This window comes from Suilimivivens sp. (assembly GCF_037359455.1).
Classification (GTDB): domain Bacteria; phylum Bacillota; class Clostridia; order Lachnospirales; family Lachnospiraceae; genus Suilimivivens; species Suilimivivens aceti.
Map to the genome: position 1 here is coordinate 82,596 of NZ_JAXXXI010000042.1, position 18,625 is coordinate 101,220.

The window sequence follows — 18,625 nt, forward strand, 5'->3', positions numbered from 1 at the left end:
TTTCATGCTTGTCCTCCTGCGCCAGCTTATGCCGGCTCTTCTGTTCCTTTTTTCTTATCCTTCTTGTCGATGAGATGATATTCAATCTCAACTCCCTCCTGCTGTGCAAACAGCGTTATCAACAGGTCGTATACTTTGTTGGTAAAGGCTTCCTTATCTATATCCATAAGCACTCCTTTCTTCTATAACCTATGTAAGATCGCTTGTACTACTTTCCTACTCCATCCTTTCCCAGTAGTTTCTTTACTGTCTCATTGTAATTTTCATCCGTTTCTCCTATAATTTAATTACAGGCACCGTCATGCCGAGTAATAAAGAAAGGAGGTATGCCGATATGAACTCTCTAAAAAAAGAGTTAATCACCTGTTTTGGTGTTTCTACCACAATGGACTCATTAAAAAATAATCGTCTTGTGTTACTTACATCCGTTGGCTTAATTATTGGTACCTTTGTAAGTCATGATGATGAAACAAATTCTGAGCCCGTGAAGTTTTTAGATCAGATTTCAACTGATATAGCTTGCAATTACAAGCAGCAGAATAATATTGATTCTAAAACTCCTCTCGATGGAAACGACGGTTTCTTGTCACTAAAAGATGTACAAATAAAATCTGGCAACAATACATTAAATTTCAGCTTTATTAACATCTTTTTTGACCAAATTATCGGCGTTACGATTGCCGGATCTGTAACTGACTGAAATTGACCGGCCATTATGAAGAAAATCTTCTATGCGCTTCAAGGTATCATCTATACTTTGAAGCGTTTCTTCTATCGTCAGACTTCTATCTTCCAATGTTTCCTCCTTTCTACTCCAGTAGCTTGTCAGCCTTATCTCCATACATTGGCATTTTCAAAGTTTAACCAAGTTTAACTTTCTAGGCAAAAAAATATGATCCATATTCTTCCGGCTTAATATCTAAGAGCTTTGACCACAAACAAATGTCTGATTGTGAAATACCTGTTTTACACTGCATCTTTTTTGATAAAGCAGTTTCAGAGATACCTATTGCTTTGGCAAATCTACTCAGGGTTCCAAACTTTTCTATTATCCTCCCTCTTAGTCTTTTATACTTATACAACTCGCTCACCTCCTTACCCTTCAAAGTTTAACACTGTTTAACTATGCTGTCAATATAAAAAGTTAAATTTTGTTAAACTTTTTGTTTGACTGTTAAACAGTGTTGTGTTACCATAATCCTAGAAGCGGAGGTGCATTATGAAACATGAATTAACAGCAAAAAGACTACAACTCGCTATAAATAATGCCAATATGCCTGCACAGGAACTAGCTAACCGAAGCGGAGTGGCTAAAGCATCTATAAGCCAATATGTTAATGGCTCCCATAAACCATCAAATATAAGTAGTGGAAAAATGGCTCCTATTTTAGATGTTAACCCTTTATGGCTTATGGGATTCGATGTCCCAATGAAAACCACTCCTGCCACCACTCCAACTATTCACAAAGGAGTATCTATTAATGTACTTGGCCGTGTTGCTGCCGGGATCCCGGTTGAAGCCATAACAGATATTATAGATACGGAAGAAATACCGGAGGAAATGGCAAAGACAGGTGAATTCTTCGGATTGCAAATACACGGTGACAGCATGGAGCCAAGAATGTATGAAGGAGACGTTGTCATTGTACGAAAGCAGGAAGATGCTGAAAGCGGTGATATCGTTATTGCTATGGTGAATGGTGATGATGCTACTTGCAAAAGGCTTATGAAATATGCCGGTGGCATCAGCCTGATCTCATTGAACTCGAAATACCCGCCAATGCCGTACTCTAATAAAGAAATCGAAGAAAAGCCGGTTAAAATAGTTGGGAAGGTTGTAGAGCTTAGAGGAAAGTTTTAGATACATAATCCTCCGGCGTTGGTAGCACCGGAGGATCATTGCAGATTTCGCATAGTAGTCAGAAATCTACGAAAGGGAGGGATGCCAAGGAAATATAAACCCTCTAAAGAAGATATTTTATTTCTTCTTGCTATAATGGATACCTTATGTAACATCACAGCGCTGTTCAAATAAAATGTATTAAATCCTATTTAATTTTAACATAATCTGACTACTATGCAAAGTCTACAATAAAAAAAATCTGCCCCAGTACGCCAATACCAGAACCTAAAAGCAGACAAAATCTATGCGCCGTGTTGTTGAAAAGAACAGATAAATAGTATTTTGTATACGAAAGGAATGCCAATGACCGAAAAAGAATTTAAGGAACAGTTAGATGCACTCAAAAAAAGGGTTAAAAACAAGGAAAAAGATATCAGCACTACTATAAAGCTATTTGAAGATAAGCGTGTCCGAACAGCTTGGAATGAAGATGAAGAAGAATGGTTCTTTTCTATTGTTGATGTCATTGCAATATTAACCGATAGCTCAAATCCAAGAAATTATTGGAATATGCTTAAATCAAGGTTAAATCAAGAGGGAAATGAAACGTACACAAATTGTGTACAGTTGAAAATGCAGGCTGCCGATGGAAAAATGAGATTAACAGATGTTGCCAATACAGAGCAACTGCTTCGTATTATTCAGTCTATTCCATCGCCCAAAGCTGAACCGTTCAAATTGTGGCTGGCTAGTATTGGCAATGATCGCATGAATGAAATGATGGACCCCGAACAAGCAATAGATCGTGCCCTTCTATTTTACAAGAAACAGGGATATTCGGATTCTTGGATCAATCAGCGCTTAAAATCTATAGAAATAAGAAAAGATCTTACAGACGAATGGAACAGATCCGGAATTGAAGGCAAGGAATATGGCATCCTTACAAATGACCTTACAGAAGCATGGGCAAATATGACCGTTGCACAATATAAAAAGCATAAAGATTTAAAAAAGGAAAATCTCCGTGATAATATGTCTAACATGGAATTAGTTCTTAATATGCTTGCCGAGGCTTCAGCTACCGAAATTTCAAAAGCCCAAAATCCAAAAGGGTTAAAACAAAGCAGAGAAATTGCCAAAAAGGGCGGTGCTGTTGCAAGAGCTGCTCGAGAAGATCTTGAAAAGCAAACTGGAATATCCGTTGTGACATCTAAAAATGCGAAAGATCTGCGTGGACTAGAATAATATATTTTGTAAACATCCGTACTATATAAAAAATCTGCCCCGGTATTGGCGTACCGGAGCAGATCAGGAACCATATCGGGGAAACCGATACAATCACCCCGCAAGTGAAATTGTATCATTTTCCCGGTGAAAATACAAGCACCGGGCATTTTTATGCCCTTCTATCCGTATGATTTAATGGAGGGAATAACGATGGAGAACAAAGTACTGCGCTGTGCCATTTATATCAGAGTATCATCTGCAGAACAGGTCATGCATGGAAAGAGTCTGGAAGCGCAGCTGGCATTCCTTACCGACTATGCCGTAAAGCATGGCTGGAAGGTGGTCGGCCACTTTGCTGATGAGGGTAAAACTGCAAGAAAGGAATTAAAACGCCGGAAAGCCATCAAGGCATTACTGGAGGAGGTACGCTGTGACAATGTGGACATTATTCTGTTTTGGAAAATGGACAGATGGTTCCGTAATGTAGCAGACTTTTATAAAGTACAGGACATACTGGATGCACATAACTGCAAATGGGTAGCCGCTGCAGAACCCAGTATGAACCTTGAGACACGGGAAGGCCGGCTGAATGTCAATATCATGCTTTCTATTAACCAGAATGAAACGGATACCACCAGTGAACGTATTAAATTCGTAAATGAAGCCTCCGTCCGCCAGGGGAAGGCGATCTTTGGCAATGCTTCTGTTCCTCTGGGATATAAGGTTGAGCTTGTCAATGAAATTAAATCCATTATTAAGGATCCTGAAACTGAGCAGCTTATATCTGAAATATTCGACTATTATCTACTGCATCAGAGTAAGTGTGGCACTGTGAAATATATCAATGAAAAGTACGGTCCTACCATAACCATGAATGTCATACACACGATCTGCAGCAACACATGGTATTATGGCTCTTACCGTGGCAATGACCATTACTGCCCTGCTTATATTACTAAGGAGCAGTATAGAAAGATTCAGGAGATTAATCAGCGAAATATAAAAGTACACCAGTCTCATTCAAAGCGTGATGCATTCCTGTTTACCGGCTTAATGAAATGCCCCCTGTGTGGCCGTCGTCTTGCATCAGCAAGGCGCACAAGACCAAACGGAACCATTTATTCTTATTACCGCTGTGTAAACCATTATTCGAATAAGATCTGCAGTTACAGCAGGGTGATTAATGAACGAGTTGCAGAGGAATATCTGTTACAGAATATTTCAAGGCTACTGGAAGAAAAAGAGATCAGCCAGGAACGGATCAATGACAAAACACACAAAACTGTTCTTGTAGACCTGAATAAATACAGGAAGGAACTGGATAGATTGAATAATATGTACCAGAAGGGGCGTATTGACGAAGAAAGATATGACTCTGAATATATGCGCCTTTCAGATATCATCAGCAAGAACGAAAGCAAAGCAGAATCTCAGCCGGCTGTTCAGAAATCCTATGACAAGATCCACTCCGTTCTGTCCGGTGACTGGCGCTCTGTTTATCAGAACCTTGACAATGAAAATAAGAGAGCCTTTTGGCGGAGTATTATCCGCAGCATGGACTGTTCCCCGGAACGGGGCATGATTACGGATGTTCATTTCTTTGTCTGAAAGTATACTAACTCACGGGCTCCATTGTGACACAGAATGACCGATCCGTTTCCCAGGTGCTTATGCTCTGTTACTGTCTTCAGGATTGAATCCACGCCATAATCCTTCCAGTCAAGGGAATCCACATCCCATTGTATCGTATAATATCCACATTCCTTAGCCGTTTTCACCACGGCATTATCATAGTCCCCGTAGGGTGGCCGGAACAGGAACATCTCATAACCGGTCAGTGTCCGCACCTTCTCATGGACTGTCATCAGCTCCTGTTTCTTTTCCTCATCAGAAAGCTGGCTCATATTCTTATGATTTTCACTGTGGTTTCCAAGATCATGCCCGTCAGCCAGAATCGCCTTTACATCATCCGGATAGCTTTCCACCCATCCCCCTGTCATGAAAAACGTCACATGTACCTGATGCTTTTTTAAAATTTCCAGTATTCTGGCTGTATCCTCATTTCCCCAGGCAGCGTCAAAGGTCAGGGCAATCTCAGGCTCCTTCGTTTCCACACAGTAAATGGGAAGCTCCCTCCCGTCCACCGTACTGCTTGTGAAAAAGCTTTGTCTGGCATTTATCACAATTCCCCGGACTGTGGCAAGCACTGTCAGTACAAGAACCCCATACTTTGCCATCCGGATCAGCTTCTGCTTTTTCTCCTCCAGTTTTTTCTGATAATCCGTCATACCAAATCCCCATTATCCCTGCTACTCCTGTTATTCCAGTGTATGTCAGCATGGCTTTGTCCTATCACTTTACTTTACCGTAAAGCTTCTGTTAAGGAACGCCCCATTTTCTTGTAACCGCTGTCCTGACCTGTTATGGTAAGACCATGAGCAGGAGGTTTTATTATGAATATTGATGCATATTCCATTATTGCAATTATCATTATGGCTGTTGGTATGATCTGGGCTTTTTATGAAGAAAATATCCGGAAATAAGGGTTTGTTTGTCTATCTCTTTCTCAAAAATCTTCCGTGGCAGCGGAAGATTTTTTTGTTTCTTTTATCTATTTGTCATATACTGTAAGTAGACCATTTTAATCAGCAGATGCCTGCCCGCCTTTTGGGGTGCTGTGCAGGGAAAGGATGGATGACTTTATGAATATTTCCGATGCAATCCGCAGTATCATCAAGCCTCACACCGATGATGTTCTTGCACCGCTTTCCACAGTATTTTCTGAAACCATGGACAGAGAAAAGCCCTGGCAGGAATATCCCCGTCCCCAGCTTGTCCGTGATTCCTATTTCAGCCTGAACGGTCTCTGGGACTATGCTATTACCGGTGACAGGATGCTGCCCACCTCCTTTGACGGGCAGATCCTTGTTCCCTTTTCCCCGGAATGCTCCCTCTCCGGAGTCAGACGGAATCTGCAGCCCGGTGAATATCTCTACTATCACAGGCTTCTCCCGGAGGACTTCTGCCACCTTCCTTCCGGATACAGGCTTCTCCTCCATTTTGGTGCTGTTGACTACGAAGCTGATATTGTGCTGAACCATAAGCAGGTGCTCCACCATACCGGCGGATATCTCCCCTTTACCGCAGATATCACAGACTTTCTGCTTGATGGGGAAAATCATCTGTCCGTCCGTGTACGGGACGATACGAACAGAACACAGCAGTCCCGCGGAAAACAGAGTCTTGAAAGGGGCGGCATCTTCTACACAGCCCAGAGCGGTATCTGGCAAAGCGTATGGCTGGAGCAGGTTCCGGGCATCTATATTAAAGAGCTGTACTTCCTGCCCTCCTATGACAATAAGACCGTTACTGTAACTGCTGTGATTGCCGGTTCTGCTCCCTCGCAGGCACCATTTATCAGGGTCACTGCCGGTAACAGGGAGCTGCTGTCCACAGAATTATCCAGACAGAAGGCTGCCCTGTCCACATATACTGCCGTCTTCTCCATTTCCGAGGAAGACTTTCATCCCTGGACACCAGAGGATCCCTTCCTCTATGATGCCCGGCTTTCCTGCGGCAGGGATCAGGTTTCCAGCTATTTCGCCATGCGTCTTTATTCCATTGAATCAAAAGTGCCTGGAGATATCCCTGTTTTCTGCCTGAATCATACACCCTGCTTCCTGATGGGCGCCCTGGATCAGGGCTACTGGCCGGAGAGTCTGTATACAGCTCCCTCCGATGAAGCACTGATCTATGATATCAAAGTAATGAAGTCTCTGGGATACAACATGCTGCGTAAGCATATCAAGGTAGAAATGGCACGCTGGTATTACCACTGTGACCGTCTTGGCATGATCGTCTGTCAGGATATGGTTAATGGGGGCGGCTCTTATTCCATGCCCCTTGTAAGCTACCTTCCTACCGTTTCCCAGACCCTGTGCAATCAGATCCGTGATCACAATTATTCTCTGTTTTCCCGGAAGGATGAGACACACCGGAACCGTTTCGAGCAGGAATGCAGGGACACTGTTGCTTACCTGAAATTTTTCCCTTCCATTGCTATTTACTGCCCTTTTAACGAAGGCTGGGGACAATTTGATGCCGTCCGTATCACAGACATGATAAGGCAGCTGGATCCCACGAGGCTGATCGACTCTGCCAGTGGCTGGTTTGATCAGGGATGTGGGGATTTTGTCAGTGTCCATAATTATTTCCGCAAGCTGTCAATCCCGGCAGAGCACTTTTCCGGAAAGCACCTCAAAGCCTGCGCCTGCCCGGCTGGAAGAGCCAGATTCCTGTCTGAATATGGTGGTCTTGCCTGTCAGATCAAAGGGCACACCAGTGTTGACCGGATCTTTGGCTATAAACACTATGACACTCTGCCACAATTTCAGGAGGCTTACAGCAGGCTCATACAGGATTCTCTCCTTCCCCTGAAGAAAAAAGGACTTTCCGGCGCAGTATATACACAGGTATCGGACGTGGAAGAAGAGGTCAACGGTCTTATGACCTATGACAGAAAGGTGATCAAGGTTCCCGTTCCTGCAGCTTCTGAACAGGAATTATGATACCGGCATAATGGGCATCCGCATACATTTTGGCATTTTTCCTGACATTTTGGCACTTTTCCTGATTTTCTCCGGCATACTCTGTATAATATTTTCAGACAATGTAATAGGATTTTCACATCCGGAATGGAGAAGCTATGGGAATTGGAGAAATACTGGGGGTCAGGACGATCAAGATCAGCACCTCGTCCCCTTACTCACTGGAAGAATTTTTTGAAAAAATCAAGGATACACCCTTTGATGCCGGCAAGCCTGCTCTTGTCAAGGATGGTCTGACCTATGTGATCGCATTTCCTCAGATTGACAGGAATAATCAGGTGCAGATTATTGGAAATAAAGGCCTCTTTTACGTTCAGAGAAGTGTCCAGCCAGCCGGCATTGATAAGATGGTCGCCAATATGGCTCTTGAAAAGCTGACAGATGGTCTGACCGGTCTTTCCGGTGCTTTTGGCAGTGCCAAGAAGAAGTGCATGGAGCTTGCTCAGAATACTGCCGATATCATTCTTGCCATGAATTTGTAAAAACATATATAATTATTCATATTTTTTTATGCTATAATAACAGGGTTAACCATTTTAAGTTACCCTGTTATTTTCTTAATTATATACTTACAAGGATAAATTTATGATTATTTATATTTGCGATGATTCCCAGGCTGATCTGATGCGGCTTTCCCATTATCTGTCCAGGGCAATCTCCCACCTCAGCACAGAAGTAACCATCCAGTCTTTTACTTCCGGCAGGGATCTTCTTACAGCCTTTGCAGCTGCCGTAGAAAAGCCTGTCCTGCTCTTTCTGGATATTTATATGCCGGACAGTGATGGCATGCAGACTGCCGTCACGCTCCGTGAAAATGGTTTTACCGGCGGCATTATTTTTACCACCAGCTCCACCTGCCACGCCATGGACAGCTATAACGTAGACGCCCTGTACTATCTGCAGAAGCCCTATGACGGCACAGACTTTCTAAATGCCATGAAACGCTGCTCCGGTATTCTGAAGGATGCTTCCAAAACCTATACCTTTCTGTCCAAGGGCAGTAAAGTGCAGATTCCCCTGAAGGATATTCTTTTTTTTGAAACAGGCAGACATGTGACCCTTCTGCATACTCCCTCCGAGGTGCTTTCGTTCACCAGAGTACTTTCGGAGGTCTGTACGGATTTTGCAGATAATCCTGACTTTATCAGAGTCGGCCACAGCTATCTGGTCAACCGGCTTTATATTTCATCCTTTACAGAATCTGAGATCACCATGACCGATTCCACGGTGATCCTGATCCCGTCAAGGCTGCGCAAGGCAATCTGCCAAAATCTCCGGGAGCCCCTGGGCTGACCTGCGGATTGCTTATATTTTTTCAAAAAAGGAGAGAGCCACCTCACGGGCAGTTCTCTCCTTTTCTGATATAGATCACTTTGCTTTCACCGAAAGCAGACAGCTTCCTGATTTTTACATAGCATCTACAACGGCATCCAGTACATCAAGTAATGTAAGCATGGTGTCGTTTAATGTCTCAGCATCCAGCTCTGTAATCGCATCCTGGGAAATCTCTCCCATCTCATTCATTATGTCTGCAGTCTGAGCAAGTGCATTCTCGATCTCGTCATTCTGCTCGATCTCATCGGACATATAAGCATCGTAAACCGTATTGTAAACATCGGTCAGTGTTGCATAGTTGTCCTGAAGCGCTGCAAAGGTTTCATCAGAGCATGCCTCATCAGCTGTGCTCTCTCCATCTCCGTTTACTTCCATGGCATCAACGATACCTGAAAGTCCATCAAGGATGTCCATCATTGCACCATTTAAGGTTTCAGCATCTGCCTCTGTAATAGTATCCTGGGAAATCTCTCCCATTTCATTGATCACATCTGCAGCCTGGTTCATCAGATCTTCGATCTCAGCATCACCAGCGATCTCATCGCTTTCATACAGATCCTTCACCTGATTGTAAGCATCAACCATGACAGCATAATTATCCTGAAGTGTTGCAAAGGTTTCATCAGAGCATGCCTCATCGGATGCTGCGTCCTCTGTTGTTTCTACGTCTGCGGTTTCTGTGGTTTCTGCGGTTTCTGCAGAGCCTCCACATGCTGTAAGCATGGACATCGCCATTACACCTGCTAATACTACTGCTAAAATTTTCTTTTTCATTTTTTTCTCCTTTACATATGTTTATCTTTCACACAGATGAGATTATATGAAATTCCAGGCGATTTTACAACCCCTGACTGCCAATTTGTAGCGCAAACTGCCAAATTGTAAATAATCGGTTTTCTTTTTACGTAAATTCGTTTTATATCCTGTGGTCACGTATCTTCCATATCCTCCGGATAGAACCATATATTCCCTTCCTCATCTATTTCCTGCGTGATATAAGGTGTATAGTACACATTTCCATAAATATCATGAAGCTCAAAGCTGTAAAAATAATACCCTGCCGGCAGATAATCATACGTCAGCTCTACCTCCCCGTCTACTGTACAGGCATCTCCAAGATACCACTCTTCTGTATCATCATCCAGAGACGTCCAGTAATAAACCGGCTCGAACACATCGCCATCCTCCAGTTCGTAAACCTCACGTGAGGCTGCCCCGGTTTCCGGATCGATACCGTCCCATATCCCGATCACCGACCACTCTCCATACTCCCAGTCATATTCTATCCTGAGTGCTGTGTCGTATTCCCCGTTCAGCATGATCTCACAGGCATAAATGCTGCAGGTATCCGTACTCTCTGCCAGCTCAAGCGGCAGCATAACTCCATCTGCTGTCAGCCAGAGTCCATCGAAATCATCCCTGATCAGATTGTTTTCGTAATCATAATAAATCTCTTCTGTAGACCCCACATAAAAGATCCCATCCTCTCCATCATTCACAAAAACACTGCAGCAGGCATAGGCCAGCTCATCCATATCCTCAAATTCCACAACATAATTTCCATTGCAGTCAAAATAGATATCTGCGATCCCCAGTTCACTTTCGTCCACAGAAGCAAATTCCCCTATATTTGTCGTAGGATTGGAAATACCGGCTGCCGAAATTCCAAACAGCTCTGCCAGATCCGCAATATCCTGTAAAAGGGAGCTGTTGTCATAATCCTGTGCACTTCCCGTTCCGGCACCGTAAGCCACCTTATCCACCAGTGCATAATAATAATTGCACGGACACAGCTGCGCAAATGTCTGAAGCTCTTCCGATCCCTGGACAGAGATCGGATAATAAACAGAAAGTCCTCCAGCCTGCTTATGCAGCCGCCCATTCACATTATAGACCACACACTCTTCCAGCTTTTCCCTTGCTCTTTCTATTTCCTCTCCATAATCAGACAAATTATCCAGCATCATACCAAGATCAACCATATTGGTATAACCCTCTGCCCTCGTATTTCCTCCAAAATTATCTGCCCCAAGGATCTTTCTTGCCGCATCTCCCAGGTCATCCTGTTCATATACCACCTGAAAAGCCTGATTACATGCCTGCACCAGATCATCGATCCCAGACAGCTCCGTTACAGAAAAGGTTGCCATTTGCTGTGCATCTGCCTCCCGGCAGTGGACATAATAATCCTCACAGATCTGCTTTCCCAGTGCCTTTCCGTCCGCAGCCGGATTTTCAGCCAGATAATCCAGCATTCCTGTATAGTCCCATCCCGTTCCAGGCTCATACTCTTCAGATGCATAGAGATAACGTGCATACGGTACCAGCTGATTAGCCACTTCCAGCGTACTCATCAGGCAGGCGTCAAAGCCGATAAATTCAAAACGGTCTGTCATACTGTCATAGACCCGGTCAAAGGCAGCCGCCATTTCAGCAATGCTCAGACTATCATATTCATACTGTTCATCAAAGCACACACCATTAATGCTGCCGCTTCCATGATCCCACAGAATCACTCCCATCCTTTCAGCCGGGTAATGCTGTACACCCCATATCAGAAACTCTGACAGTGTCCCTGCATCTCCCATATTGGCATTCGGTCTTTCATCTACCTTTTGCAGCTCTCCATTTTCCAGCACAAACCGTTCCAGCCTATCATCCGAAATATCCTGGTACCAGTAACTGGAGCCTCCCGTCTGATAAACTACCCGGATCTGCTGTGACGGATATGCAGCCAGTGCTTCCTCAATATCATCACTGGCTGCTCCTCCGTCAGACTCAAGATCACTTCCGCAAAGATACACAAAGATCGTCCAGCCATCCTCTCCCATGGGAATTTCCTGATCTCTTGATCTTCTATCGATCACAAGCTTCCCGTTTTCCTGGGATATGACAGTTCCCCTCTCTGACAGACTGACAGTGCTCCCGCTGTCTTCTGTTCCATCTGCTCCTTCTGTTTCCTGTTCTCCCTCATAGAAGTCTTCCTCATCCTCCAGAAGCCACTCAATAAAACCACAGCCACTGAGCATTCCTGTCAAAAGGCACAGCAATGCCAAAAGCCCCGGAATACTTATTCTTCTTTTCCAAGCTCCTTTGTTTACCTTCATCCCTTTTCTGTAATCCCCTTCTTTTCCTGTCATTCTGCAAAGTTCAGTATAACTCCATATTACAGACTATACATGACATACGCTGTATGATACAAGAAAAAATGCCAGATTGTATCTGAAACTGCCAGATTGCCTGCTATGACGCAAAAAGACCTGACAGCTTTCACCATCAGGTCTTCTCTCTGTTCTTTATAAAATTCCGTTTCCGGCACTCCCGGAAATCTATTTGGCAGCCTTGTCATCCTCTGCTGCTTCCTCAGCTTCTGTCTCAGGTACTACATTGTGTACTGCTGTTACAGTAACAACTGGTGTGTCTGGATCTGTCATCAGAACGATATCTTTATCTTTGGCAATATCCAGATCTCTTACCTTAACGGTATCACCGATCTTCAGGGTGCTTAAGTCAACCTTAACGCTGTCTACCAGTGCAGAAGGCAGTGCCTTGTAGGAAACCTCCTTCAGAAGCTCCTGTGCAACACCAGCTGCCAGCTTATCATGGTTCACCAGAATAACCTCTGCAACAGAATGTACCTTCTCGCCCTGTACCAGTGCCTGAAAGTCGATCTCATCTACTCTTCTCGCCAGTGCATTGTAATCGATCTCCTTGATCAGTACATCATATGCCTTGCCATCTACCTCCAGCATAATCTGGCTGCCCTTATGATCTGTAGTAAGAATACGGTTTACTTCCTGCGCGTTCATCTTAACGGGAATAGATCCTTCGATCTCACGTCCGAAAACGTTGCCTGTTACATAGCCTTCTCTTCTCAGTCTCTTTGCTTTGATCTCCATGCTTCTTTTTTCAGCTTTTAAAGTATTCATTTGTCTTTTCCTCCAAAAATCTGAATTGCTTAGCATTCCTCGTGTTAAGTATTCTTTTTTCTTGTTACAGCTGTATTATAACACGCATATTCAAAACAGATTAACCAAAATTTTTTATTTTTTTGGAAAATAATTGTATAATTTTTCCGTTTTTATCTGTCTCTGCTTCTCTTTTTTGCTATAAATACTATCACTGCACCGCCAGCTATTCCGGCGCCAAGGACGGTCAGTAAGATGATCCAGAGGATCCGGCCACCACTGCTGTCAGCAGTTTTCCCTGTTTCCGTAGTGCCGGCGGTAGTTTCCGTAGTGCCGGTGGTATCAGGAGTACTCTCCGGCTCTCCGGAGCTGACCGTACTGTCTGCTCCGGGAACCGTTTCTGTCCCGCCAATATTTCCTGTGTCAGTCATATCCCGGTCATTCTTTGCCTCTTCGATATCAAGGAAGCTTCCCGTTGTCACAGCCTGGTCTTTCAAGCCTCCCTGCCAGATTCTGGCAATGCTTTGCTCTGCATCGCCGGTACCTTCCTTCCATTGCCTGAAAGCATCGGATCCCAAACGCTCTCCTGCTCCTGGATTTTGATCATGGCTGCCGTTCTCAGTAGCAGTATCCTTTACCGTCTGCCGCGCTATCAGTGCGAGCTGTGGTGCAGATTCATTTCCTGCACTGTCCTTTGCCGTCAGATACAGGGAATCACTATTTTCACTGTCATCCAGTACACCGGTGACAGTGAAGCTGCCATCGGCTGCGGCCCGGGTGCTCTCACTGCCATCTTTGCCGTAAAGGATCTCACTTCCCGCATCCGCCATTCCTGTGATCTGATATTTCCCCGTAGTCCTGTCGGCGTAGAACATCGGATCGGAAAGTGTAAGCATGGGCGCTGTATCGTCCCTGCTTACCAGCAGGAATTTACTGGTCACATCCTCAGCTGGACTGCCTGATATCCCGGTAATCCCATCGATCCTGAGCATCAGACTGCCTTCAAAACCGGGGATCGTATATTGGCCGTTCCCATCAGGTGTAATCACGTTTCCTGTATCCTTGTCCATTCTCGTTACCCTAAAGTATGCGCCCTGCACATTGCTGCTTACAGACAGCGTATTTGAAGCACCGCCAATATAAGCGTGGAACACACCGTTTTCATCTGGTGTACAATCTGTTCCATTGACTTTGAGCGTAAAATCAAGCGGCTGATATTCCGGCAGATATTTATCAGTAGAAAATGTCTCCTCACTGTAATACTTTCCCTTTTCAACAGTTCTGTATGCTCTCACACCCACTTTATATGTTTCATTTGCAGACAGGTTTTTGGATTCCCCTGTTTCTTCTCCACCCACAGTCAGCGCCATATTGATGGAGGTTGTTTCCTTATCAAGGTCATAGCCAAATCCGGTATCAACCCAGTCGCTTCCCTTCTGCTGATAAATCCGCACAGCGTAACCATCAGCACCTGTTACAGCATTCCAGCCGGCGCTCATAACCTCGTTTCCGGCAAGCTCCAGTGTCACATTTTGAGGCTTGCCTGGCTGATTTCTGTTTATATAAGAAATCTGCTCATCAAACTGCTGATTGGCAATGGCCGCCAGGGCAGTTTCATCCTCGCCATCCCCATCAAGATCCGCCGTTTTTTCCATCATCAGGAAGGAGGTCACATAGTAGCTGCCCGTTGGCGCCAGTGCACCATCCGTTGGGATACTGACCGAAATATTATCCGGAGCATCAATCTGCCGTTCGTCAATCAGGTAATCTGCTCCCCCCTTAGTATTGGCAAAATATGTACGCAGCACATAGGTCGTATTTTCTGCCGGATGCTTCACCTGACCGGCAAGCTCCTTATTGCTGCTGTCCAAATTCAGCTTAAGCTCCTCGAACGGTTCCACATCAATTCCCTTCTCATCCGTAAAGCTCAATCCGTTTTCTGCACTGACAGAATAAGTGCCGCCGTTTTTCAGCCTCATAAGAGCCAAATGATATACCTTGCCATCATCCTCCGATTTCTTCATATTGGCAATGATCGTTGCATTGATCTCTGCATCAGGATCAGTGGGATCTTTCCCCTCTTCTGTCCAGTTGATCTTGATATCAGCACCATCATCCTTCTGAATCTTCAGGTTATCCTTGATCTCTTCCTCCGTGGCAGTACCGTCAAAGGCCAGCAGGATATACGGCGTTTTTCCTTCGCCTCCATCCACCGTGATATCTGCCTGGGTTTTACCGCCATTTCTCGGTGCAGGAGCCTTTCTGACAGGACGCTTGCTTACATCCTCTACCTCTTCCTCAGACGCCGGTGCTTCCTCTGCCTCCGTACCGGCTGTATTTCCGCTCACTGTAGTTTCTTCCCCGCTCTCCTGCGCTTCTGTCTTTGTTTCACTGGAGTTTTCCGGCACGGCTGCTTCCTGCACCTCTGTCCCGCCGATGACTTCCTGCGCGGCTTCTTCCTGCTCTGTGCTTTCTTCCACGACAGGTGCCTTCGGCGCACTTCCGCCGTTAGCTTCTGCCTGCACCTCTGTCCCACCGATGGCTTCCTGTGCGGCAACTTCCTGTGCGGCTTCTTCCTGCCCTGTGCTTTCCACGACAGGTGCAGCGGAAGGAGTCTCGACAAGTGCTTCGGAAGGAGTCTCGACAGGTGCTTCGGAAGGGGTCTCGACAGGTGCTTCGGAAGGAGTTTCGACAGGTGCTCCGGAAGGGGTCTCGACAGGTGCTCCGGAAGGGGTCTCGACAGGTGTACCAGAAGGGGTCTCTGTGGCAGTCTCCCCTTTTCCTTCCGTTGTGGATTCCGGCACGGCAGCTGATGGCTCCGCGGCTTCTTCAGTATATATATCCAGTACATCCTCTCCGCAGTCCTCTAACAGCATTCCCTGTACGATCGGTGTCACGCCTTTGTCCTCCCAGTTCCACTCGGGCAGATAACCGAACACCTTGACCTCAATATCCCAGCCGCCGCCCTTTCTGAAGTCGGTTTCTACAATCTGCGGCACAAGTACCCATACCCTGGCATTGGCGAGCCAGTTTCCGACATAGGCCATCGCGCCGATGTAAACATCGACATTTTCAAAGGCCTGCTTCATGCCTTCCTCAACACTGACGTTCCTGATCGGAAAGGTCGTCTGACCGCCCACGATGAGATTGATGTTTGCAACGTCAACACCAAGACCGCCAATAGCGCGTATATTCTCCGGGATCTGTACTCTCCCTCCTACTGTACCGTTCGCCCCGATACCGAGATAAACCCGGTCATTACTGTCATTCACACCACCAAAGGCTCCAAGCCTGATCGCACTGTCCAGCTTGATGACATTGATCTCTGTGCTGGGCAAAGCCACCTCTAGCTCCTTTGAGCCAACAAAATACACACCCTTGTAGCTGACATTTCCGTAACTGCGCTCCTGCCCCTCAAGCTTAAGGGAGTAGCCAAAGCTATCCACGATCGATGCATTCGTTCCTACAAGTCCGACATCGGTCGCCTTAAGAGAGATTTCACTTGGTCCAAGAACCACATTGCCGGTTCCCTCGATCAAATGCATATAGGTACCCGTCAGGGCACCGCGCAGCTTGATCGGCGGGATAGCAAAGTAGTCACCGTTCACCGTGCTTGCCAGATTTTTAAAGCCTGCGCCTCCTCCATTGAGCTGTCCGACAGGAATCGGAGGAATCAGAACGATACCCGGACTCGCCTTGACATAAAACCACAGGTTATCCGGAAGCAGGGATCCGTCCTTTTTGCTGCGCACCAGTGCAAGCTCCGCTTCTGTTTCAAAAAGATCCATGGCATTCAGCTTCAGGCTGAAGGCGTAAAGCTCCCTGCCCTTGAAGGTATTGACCTCGCCCTCCACCTCCGCAAGCTCCAGCCCTATCAGGCTGGCAGTATTGAATTTGCCCGTAGCATGGATGCCGTTGACCTTAAACTCATGCTTCTCATTTAAACCATATCCCAGCTCTGTAAGGGAAAACTCCGCACCATCAAAAATTGTCTGAAAACCGATGTCCCCGTTAAAGACAAGATTTCCTTCTGTATCAGTATCCGCCTGCTTAAGCTTCACCGAAGCATAGGGAATATCCACAAAGACGATAGCATCGTTTTTACCAGGATCGATCCCGAACCGGAATCCCTCCTTTACAAGCGTAATCTTAAGCTCGCTCTCTCCACCGCTTTTAGGCCGATAAAACTTGAAGGTCGGTGCATTGAGACTCACGCCATTCTGTACCACACGGCCATCCCTATGGATGACAAGGCTTCCCTTTTTAGTATCCCATGTTGCTGCGGCAGAAGGGGAAAGCATGGCGGCACCGCCAGTGAAGGTAAAGGCTTCACCGTTTTTGCTCTCATAGTCTCCGTTAATAAGTGCAATGGGACTGGCACCGTACTGCTTTTTCAGTGCCTCCAGTGCAGCTCCATCTGCCACAGGCTCCACTCTCATACCGCCCTTTGAGTCAGCAAAGGCAGCAAGCTGCTTCGCATAGATGGAAGAATCAACCTTGTCCGGTTCAGAAGGCACCGTTACGGCTGCTGACTTCAGCTCACGGAATCCCCAAAGGAAGTGAGCCGATCCTTCTGAAATATCCTCCCGACTAAACCCGATCCCAACACGGCTTTCGAACTCCACACGGGTATGTATAGGCTTATCACCCGGCTCTACACTGACAAACCTTGGAAGCTCCACACGGATTGGCTTGTCCTTGCCGGAAGAGGACTGGATCTCCTTTTCATAGTAATCCGACAGCCCTGCAAAGGGATTTGCCCAGGGATATGCATCCACATAGGCCTCCGTAATGTAGACGCCATCTACATCTCCCCACTGGGAATACCCCTTGGGAACAGTCTTTGTATTCAGATTTTCCACCGGAGCGGTAAATACCGAAGTTTCCGTAGTGATCTTCAGCGGCTTTCCATCCTTTTTCTCTGGTACTGTCGTACGGCTCATTTTAATGGCCGGACCGCCCGGCTTTTCCAAAACAGAGCTATGACCCATACCGGTAAAACCGTTGATCGAATACCCACAGGTAAAAGCAAAATCGCGATTTTCCTTTGGCAGGCTGTCCTTGTCAATGAGAATATCGCTGACCGAAGACAGCACTCCCCAGGTGCCCTCTTTGGACGACCCGCTCTCCTTAAGCTGCACAAGCTCATAATAGACCGTCATCGTTGCAGTGACGCGGTTCATTGCTGTCAGCAGGGAATATTCCGCCTTGATCGCCGATGTAGATCCGTTCGGTGTCCTGTTTGTAAATTCTGCCTTTTTCAGCTCCACCACCGCAGGATCGACAATCTCTTTACCACTCTCATACATGATGAAATTGCACCACATAATCTGGCTGTTACAGAAGATATTGTCCTCACCATCAGGCTTCGCGGTCGGAACTGTCGTAAGGTATGGTGTGGAGCCGAAAAATCTGCGCAGCGCCACACGGATATAACCGTTCTGCAGGACAAGCGCCCCATCCTCCAGTGTGATCTGTTCCACGGTTGCAGGGTTTGTCGGCCAGATATCTCCTGCAAATGCCAGCGTCTCTAATGGCAGGGCGCTAAATAGCAGGATCAGTGTCAATAAAAAGGATATCGCCTTCTTCATAGTATATAATTTCTCCTCCTCTCCGGATCGTTCAGGTGAATCGTTCGGAACTTACGATAAAAAACATCTTATCTATATAGGTACATAAACTCTGAAAAACTCTCACCTCAGAAT

At 45.9% G+C, this 18,625-nt stretch carries 14 protein-coding genes; 7 read left to right on the forward strand and 7 right to left on the reverse strand.

Going from position 1 to position 18,625, the window contains the following annotated elements; all coding sequences use genetic code 11:
- Positions 1–26: 26 nt before the first annotated feature.
- Positions 27–167, reverse strand: coding sequence for a hypothetical protein (locus tag WJQ40_RS08425; RefSeq protein WP_337539262.1), 141 nt, complete (start codon positions 165–167; stop codon positions 27–29).
- A gap of 167 nt (positions 168–334) precedes the next feature.
- Between WJQ40_RS08425 and WJQ40_RS08430 the strand changes: the two genes are divergently transcribed.
- Positions 335–700 (forward strand): hypothetical protein, encoded by a 366-nt coding sequence (locus WJQ40_RS08430; protein WP_337539264.1) that lies wholly within the window; start codon positions 335–337, stop codon positions 698–700.
- A gap of 178 nt (positions 701–878) precedes the next feature.
- Here WJQ40_RS08430 and WJQ40_RS08435 read toward each other — a convergent pair whose 3' ends face one another.
- On the reverse strand, positions 879–1,082 hold the full coding sequence (locus tag WJQ40_RS08435; protein WP_337539266.1) for a DUF739 family protein: 204 nt from the start codon (positions 1,080–1,082) through the stop codon (positions 879–881).
- 137 nt (positions 1,083–1,219) lie between these two features.
- Here WJQ40_RS08435 and WJQ40_RS08440 point away from each other — a divergent pair, with 137 nt between their 5' ends.
- The 3 genes from WJQ40_RS08440 to WJQ40_RS08450 all read left to right on the forward strand — a co-directional run bounded on the left by WJQ40_RS08440 (position 1,220) and on the right by WJQ40_RS08450 (position 4,678).
- On the forward strand, positions 1,220–1,861 hold the full coding sequence (locus WJQ40_RS08440) for an XRE family transcriptional regulator (protein WP_337539269.1): 642 nt from the start codon (positions 1,220–1,222) through the stop codon (positions 1,859–1,861).
- Between the two features lie 345 nt (positions 1,862–2,206).
- The gene (locus WJQ40_RS08445) at positions 2,207–3,088 is read left to right on the forward strand and encodes a Bro-N domain-containing protein (protein ID WP_337539271.1); all 882 of its coding nucleotides are present in this window, start codon (positions 2,207–2,209) and stop codon (positions 3,086–3,088) included.
- A 192-nt stretch (positions 3,089–3,280) separates the two neighbouring features.
- Complete coding sequence (locus tag WJQ40_RS08450; RefSeq protein WP_337539275.1) at positions 3,281–4,678, forward strand: recombinase family protein; 1,398 nt, start codon at positions 3,281–3,283, stop codon at positions 4,676–4,678.
- Here the strand turns inward: WJQ40_RS08450 and WJQ40_RS08455 are convergent.
- Complete coding sequence (locus WJQ40_RS08455; RefSeq protein ID WP_337539278.1) at positions 4,663–5,358, reverse strand: polysaccharide deacetylase family protein; 696 nt, start codon at positions 5,356–5,358, stop codon at positions 4,663–4,665. The two genes, WJQ40_RS08450 and WJQ40_RS08455, sit on opposite strands and share 16 nt — an antisense overlap.
- Positions 5,359–5,772: 414 nt before the next feature.
- Between WJQ40_RS08455 and WJQ40_RS08460 the strand changes: the two genes are divergently transcribed.
- The 3 genes from WJQ40_RS08460 (at position 5,773) to WJQ40_RS08470 (ending at position 8,970) form a co-directional block, all read left to right on the forward strand.
- Positions 5,773–7,638 carry a sugar-binding domain-containing protein gene (locus WJQ40_RS08460; RefSeq protein WP_337539280.1) on the forward strand — a complete coding sequence of 622 codons (1,866 nt, stop codon included), beginning with the start codon at positions 5,773–5,775 and terminating at the stop codon, positions 7,636–7,638.
- A 137-nt stretch (positions 7,639–7,775) separates the two neighbouring features.
- On the forward strand, positions 7,776–8,159 hold the full coding sequence (locus tag WJQ40_RS08465; protein ID WP_337405949.1) for a hypothetical protein: 384 nt from the start codon (positions 7,776–7,778) through the stop codon (positions 8,157–8,159).
- 103 nt (positions 8,160–8,262) lie between these two features.
- Positions 8,263–8,970 (forward strand): LytTR family DNA-binding domain-containing protein, encoded by a 708-nt coding sequence (locus WJQ40_RS08470; RefSeq protein WP_337539282.1) that lies wholly within the window; start codon positions 8,263–8,265, stop codon positions 8,968–8,970.
- A gap of 114 nt (positions 8,971–9,084) precedes the next feature.
- Here the strand turns inward: WJQ40_RS08470 and WJQ40_RS08475 are convergent, their stop codons facing one another.
- The 4 genes from WJQ40_RS08475 to WJQ40_RS08490 all read right to left on the reverse strand — a co-directional run bounded on the left by WJQ40_RS08475 (position 9,085) and on the right by WJQ40_RS08490 (position 18,511).
- Positions 9,085–9,786 (reverse strand): hypothetical protein, encoded by a 702-nt coding sequence (locus tag WJQ40_RS08475; RefSeq protein ID WP_118798364.1) that lies wholly within the window; start codon positions 9,784–9,786, stop codon positions 9,085–9,087.
- Positions 9,787–9,941: 155 nt separating this feature from the next.
- Positions 9,942–12,119, reverse strand: coding sequence for a clostripain-related cysteine peptidase (locus WJQ40_RS08480; RefSeq protein ID WP_337539284.1), 2,178 nt, complete (start codon positions 12,117–12,119; stop codon positions 9,942–9,944).
- Positions 12,120–12,341: 222 nt separating this feature from the next.
- Positions 12,342–12,941, reverse strand: coding sequence for a 50S ribosomal protein L25 (locus WJQ40_RS08485; protein WP_118798361.1), 600 nt, complete (start codon positions 12,939–12,941; stop codon positions 12,342–12,344).
- 152 nt (positions 12,942–13,093) lie between these two features.
- Positions 13,094–18,511 carry a hypothetical protein gene (locus WJQ40_RS08490; protein WP_337539287.1) on the reverse strand — a complete coding sequence of 1,806 codons (5,418 nt, stop codon included), beginning with the start codon at positions 18,509–18,511 and terminating at the stop codon, positions 13,094–13,096.
- Between the last annotated feature and the right edge of the window lie 114 nt (positions 18,512–18,625).